This is a genomic window from Microcystis viridis FACHB-1342 (assembly GCF_014698335.1).
Classification (GTDB): Bacteria; Cyanobacteriota; Cyanobacteriia; order Cyanobacteriales; family Microcystaceae; genus Microcystis; species Microcystis ichthyoblabe_A.
Genome location: NZ_JACJSV010000128.1, coordinates 1 through 4,476, shown reverse-complemented (window position 1 = coordinate 4,476; position 4,476 = coordinate 1). Strand labels below are relative to the sequence as shown.

Annotated in this window: 3 protein-coding genes and 3 pseudogenes; 4 read left to right on the top strand and 2 right to left on the bottom strand. The window is 38.7% G+C overall.

From position 1 onward, the window contains the following. The 3 genes from H6G40_RS22605 to H6G40_RS22595 all read left to right on the top strand — a co-directional run. Positions 1–891: formylglycine-generating enzyme family protein (locus H6G40_RS22605; RefSeq protein WP_190538255.1), on the top strand; the 891-nt coding region annotated here is incomplete at its 5' end. A gap of 588 nt (positions 892–1,479) precedes the next feature. After that, positions 1,480–2,022 carry an NUDIX hydrolase gene (locus tag H6G40_RS22600; protein WP_190538254.1) on the top strand — a complete coding sequence of 181 codons (543 nt, stop codon included), beginning with the start codon at positions 1,480–1,482 and terminating at the stop codon, positions 2,020–2,022. Positions 2,023–2,231: 209 nt separating this feature from the next. Then, on the top strand, positions 2,232–3,173 hold the full coding sequence (locus tag H6G40_RS22595; RefSeq protein WP_190538256.1) for a hypothetical protein: 942 nt from the start codon (positions 2,232–2,234) through the stop codon (positions 3,171–3,173). A 36-nt stretch (positions 3,174–3,209) separates the two neighbouring features. Here the strand turns inward: H6G40_RS22595 and H6G40_RS22590 are convergent. Together H6G40_RS22590 and H6G40_RS22585 are read right to left on the bottom strand one after the other, a co-directional pair. Further along, positions 3,210–3,620: pseudogene (locus H6G40_RS22590) on the bottom strand (transposase); the annotation flags it as partial. A 150-nt stretch (positions 3,621–3,770) separates the two neighbouring features. Then, positions 3,771–4,095 (bottom strand): annotated as a pseudogene (locus H6G40_RS22585) (IS630-like element ISMae26 family transposase); the annotation flags it as partial. A 119-nt stretch (positions 4,096–4,214) separates the two neighbouring features. On the opposite strand from H6G40_RS22585, the pseudogene H6G40_RS22580 reads away from it, so the two are divergent. Continuing rightward, positions 4,215–4,476, top strand: a pseudogene (locus H6G40_RS22580) (helix-turn-helix domain-containing protein); the annotation flags it as partial.

Genomic DNA, 4,476 nt, shown 5'->3' with positions numbered 1-4,476 from the left:
AAACCGATTATTGAAGGGTGTTTGCAAAAAGATAGAAAACAAAGATGGACAGCACAACAGGTTTTAAATGCCTTACAACCTGTGGGATGGAATTCTCCCCCTTCACCTCCACCAGCACCGGCAGCAGTCAAAAAGCCTGTTTCACCAATACCCCTAATTGCTTCACCTACTCCATTTACCGAAAAAATATCCAACGTAGTAACACTAGAGATGGTGAGCTTACCAGCAGGTCAATTTCTCATGGGTTCTCCTGATAGTGGTCCCGATGCTGACAAGTATCAAAAGCCTCAACACCAAGTTAAAGTCAACAGTTTTGCGATTGGCAAATATCCAGTGACTCAGGCACAATATGAAGCAGTAATGGGAACCAATCCCTCTAAGTTTCAAAACAATCCCCAAAATCCGGTAGAACAGGTTAGTTGGAATGATGCTCAAGCTTTTTGTCGGAAATTGAGTCAAATAACCGGGAAAACCTATCGCCTACCGACGGAAGCGGAATGGGAATATGCTTGTCGTGCGGGGACCACTACTCGCTATTATTTCGGTGATGATGCTAGTCAGTTAGGAGATTACGCTTGGTATGACGGAAATTCTCGGTATAAGACTCATCCTGTTGGTGATAAAAAGCCCAATGCTTGGGGACTGTATGACATGAGTGGCAATGTTTTTGAGTGGTGCGAGGACAATTGGCATGATAGCTATGAGAATGCGCCAAGGGATGGCAGTGCTTGGCTGATAAGGGATAATCATTTTCAAATACTGCGGGGCGGTTCTTGGTACTACAATCCAAATTACTGCCGTTCTGCTTACCGCAACTACTACTTCCGCCGCGACCTCACCTACGACCTCAACGGTTTTCGGGTGGTGTGCGGTGCTGGGAGGACTCTGTAACCCTTTTTCCCTTTTTACCCTTTTTACCCTTTTTCTCTTTTTCTCTTTTTCTCTTTTTCCCGCCGCTAGGCGGGTCGATTTTTTTTTGAGATTTTCTAGGGTGCGTCCTGGGGAGCTTTTCGCTTTTGCCAAACTAATTTTGTCTTAACGAAACAGCATCAGCACAATTTCTAGAAATAGCTCGTTTTCTGAAAAGCCATTGGTCTTACTATGTCCTCTGAAATCACCATCAGGCTGGCTTTTGTGGTAAGATGTGTTACTTAACGTACTTTTTCAATTTATTAAGGTAATACCTAACGGATAAGTTTTGTCTATTATATAGATACAAGAGAGCCGAGTAACCATAGCAGGGGGAATCGAAAGCAAAATCTATCTGCAATTTAATTAGAAGCACTTAAGTAGCTGGTTATAATTAAATTAAAAATGGATTTTAGGTTCGATCCCTCCTTGATAAGGTAGGGTTGATTCATGAATCAACCCTACCCTTGATAACGGGAGTGTCTGATAATTTTTAACGCCTACCTACTTACTTATAATTATCTGCGAAAAAAGTTTAGTAATTTCACTGCAATTATAACGGGATTGTCGATGACTAATTTAAAAAAATGGCAAATTATTAAATCTGAGCTAGTTTTTCATAATCGTTGGTGTCAAGTCCGTCAAGACGTGGTGAAGTTGTCCTCTGGACAAGTTATCGACGATTATTTTGTTAATATTCGTCCTGAAATTGTTTTAGTTGTTCCAGTTACCGGGGATAATCAATTAGTTTTTGTTCGTCAATATCGTCACGGAGTTAAGGAAATTTTATTAGAATTTCCCGCCGGGGCAGTAGATGCGGGTGAAGATAATATTACTGCAGCAGCGCGTCGAGAATTCGAGGAGGAAACTGGTTATCAAAGTGATTCTCTAATACCTCTAGGTGTTTTGTACGATAATCCCGTTAAAGATACTAACAGAATTCACATTTTTTTGGCTCTTAATGCTATCCCCACCGGTCAACAAAAGTTAGATGTTACCGAGGAAATTGAAGTTATTCTTCGACCTTTACAGGAAATTAATCCCCAAGAAATTACCGTCTCTGGTAGTTTAGCTGCTTTCTATCTAGCGAGGGATTTTTTAAAGCAAAATTAAGGAGTTATAGCGGTTATATTAATAGGTAGGTAGGAAGTTTTCGTTTTCGGGAGCCAGTTGTCAGGAGATTATTTTTATTTATTCTCCCCAATTCATAATTCATAATTCATAATTCATAATTCATAATTCATAATTCATAATTCATAATTCATAATTCATAATTCATAATTCATAATTTATAATTCCCACTGTCTATGAGTAATTTTTTTATGATTGCTGGCTTTATTCTATCAGCTTATGCAATCGTTGCTAACGATTCCCTACAGACTTTAGGGACTTTTTTAAGTGCCAATGAAGAACGTCCCTGGTGGATTTTATGGCTGTATTCCAGTATAATCTTAGCCTCGATTTTTATCGCTGGTTGGTATATTAATCAGGGAGATGTGGCTTATAATCGACTAGAAATGATTCCCTTACCAGAAAATTTTACTTGGATTTATATCGTTCCTCCCTTAGCAATTTTAATTCTCACCACTTGGGGAATACCCGTGAGTACAACCTTTTTGGTTTTAACAGTTTTTGCTCCCCAATCTCTAGATGAAATGTTAGTTAAATCTGCTTGGGGTTATGCTATTGCTGTTATAGTGGGGTTAGTCATCTATCGAATTATTTATCGATTAGAAAACTTTTTCCTAGAAACAGTTAATAAAGAACCTCAAAAAATCTGGGTAGTTTTACAGTGGTTATCCACCGGGTTTCTCTGGAGTCAATGGTTAATGCAAGATTTTGCTAATATTTTCGCCTATCTTCCCAGAAAGTTAGCAGCAACATGGTTAGTTTTATCTCTAACAGTTATGCTACTCCTGCAAACTATCATTTTTATTAATCACGGTGGTCAAATCGAGAAAATTGTCACTAGCAAAACTAACGCCCATGATCCGCGTTCTGCAACAATTATTAACTTAATTTATGGTTTAATTTTACTCTTTTTTGTTGGCTATAATCATATTCCCATGAGTACCACTTGGGTATTTTTAGGTTTATTAGGAGGTCGAGAAATTTCTCTGACTTTAACCAGAGAAACCCCTAATTTAGCCGCCACGGGTAAACTGGTTTTAGGGGATGCTTTGAAAGCTTTTATCGGTATGATTGTTAGTGTTGCTATCGCTCTTGCGTTACCTCTAATTGCTCAAAAACTTAACTATCTATAGGTAATTATAAATTATAAATTATAGCAATTCTCTGATTTATGAGGTACAGTAAGAACAGTGAGTAAACCAATTGCGAATATCTTTTTGAGTAACTTCTAACATAGCCAATTCAATCCCTTCTATTAAGTCTTTGTAAGTTCTCACCTCCAGTTTTCTTAACATCGCTTTCACTTTTTAACAAAAGTTTTCAATAGGAGAGAATTCAGGAGAATAAGGAGGTAAATAGATGAGTCTAGCTTTTTCTTGTTCGATTATTTCTCTGACCATTTCTCCGAGATGAATCTTGGCGTTATCCATGATCAAACAGTCTCCTTCTTTAATTTTTGGCAGCACTTCCTTCAGAATAAATCCTTCAAATGTTACCGCATCCACTGCACCGTATATGTTGACTGATGCCACAACTTTTTCTAAGCTTATAGCACTAATTATTGAAATATTTCTCCCTCTTTGGCTCTACCAGGTTTGGTGGGTAAAATGTATTCTAAGATACATTCCTCCTAGCGAGGGGGTGGAACGAACCACAAAGACACAAAGGACACAAAGATTGATCGATCCTATGTAAGTTAAACTTATCACACAGAACCTAGAAGAACCCCTCTTTTTTGTGGTTTTCTTCCCCTAGCTCTTCGGCCAATTAAGGCTCTAGCATAGAGTCTCAAAAGGGCTAAATTTACCCCCGATTCATCGATGAAAATTAGTTTTGATGCCTCAATTTCCCGAACTTCTGACCAGTATCCCACTCTTTTTTGCTGTACCCTGTCACTTTCTTTTTCCGCCGCGTGTAGTGTTTTTTTTTGAAACTGTAATTGAGTTTTTGCGTCAGCCGCCCCAGGGTGGCTCTACTGACTTTCACCTGTGTCTTTTCATACAGTAAGTCCGATAATTCTTCGAGAGTTGCATCATTGTTAGCTTCAATGATTTTGCCAATTCAAAAATGAAACGCATCAACCTCAAGAGTTGTCAAAGAAAGGCTCATCAGGTAATGTCTGATCATTAACAAAAACAAATCAGACCCAAAAACGAAGCCTCCAACATCTTAACATAGAACAAAGAAACTTGCTCTACCAACTTAGTCAAGAGGGAAATTTATCTCAACGGCAAATGGCCGTCTGGCTCGGATGTCATCAAAGCACGACCAGAGCGAGAATTAAAAAGGAATCAAAGTTCCCTTGGCTGCTATCTACCTGACACAGCACAAGCTCAAAGCGAGACAAGGCGAAAAAATGCCAAACAACCCTTTAAAAATGTCAGCGAGTCAGCCTTAGAGTTGGTGAAAAAAGGATTAAAAGATTATCATAGTCCC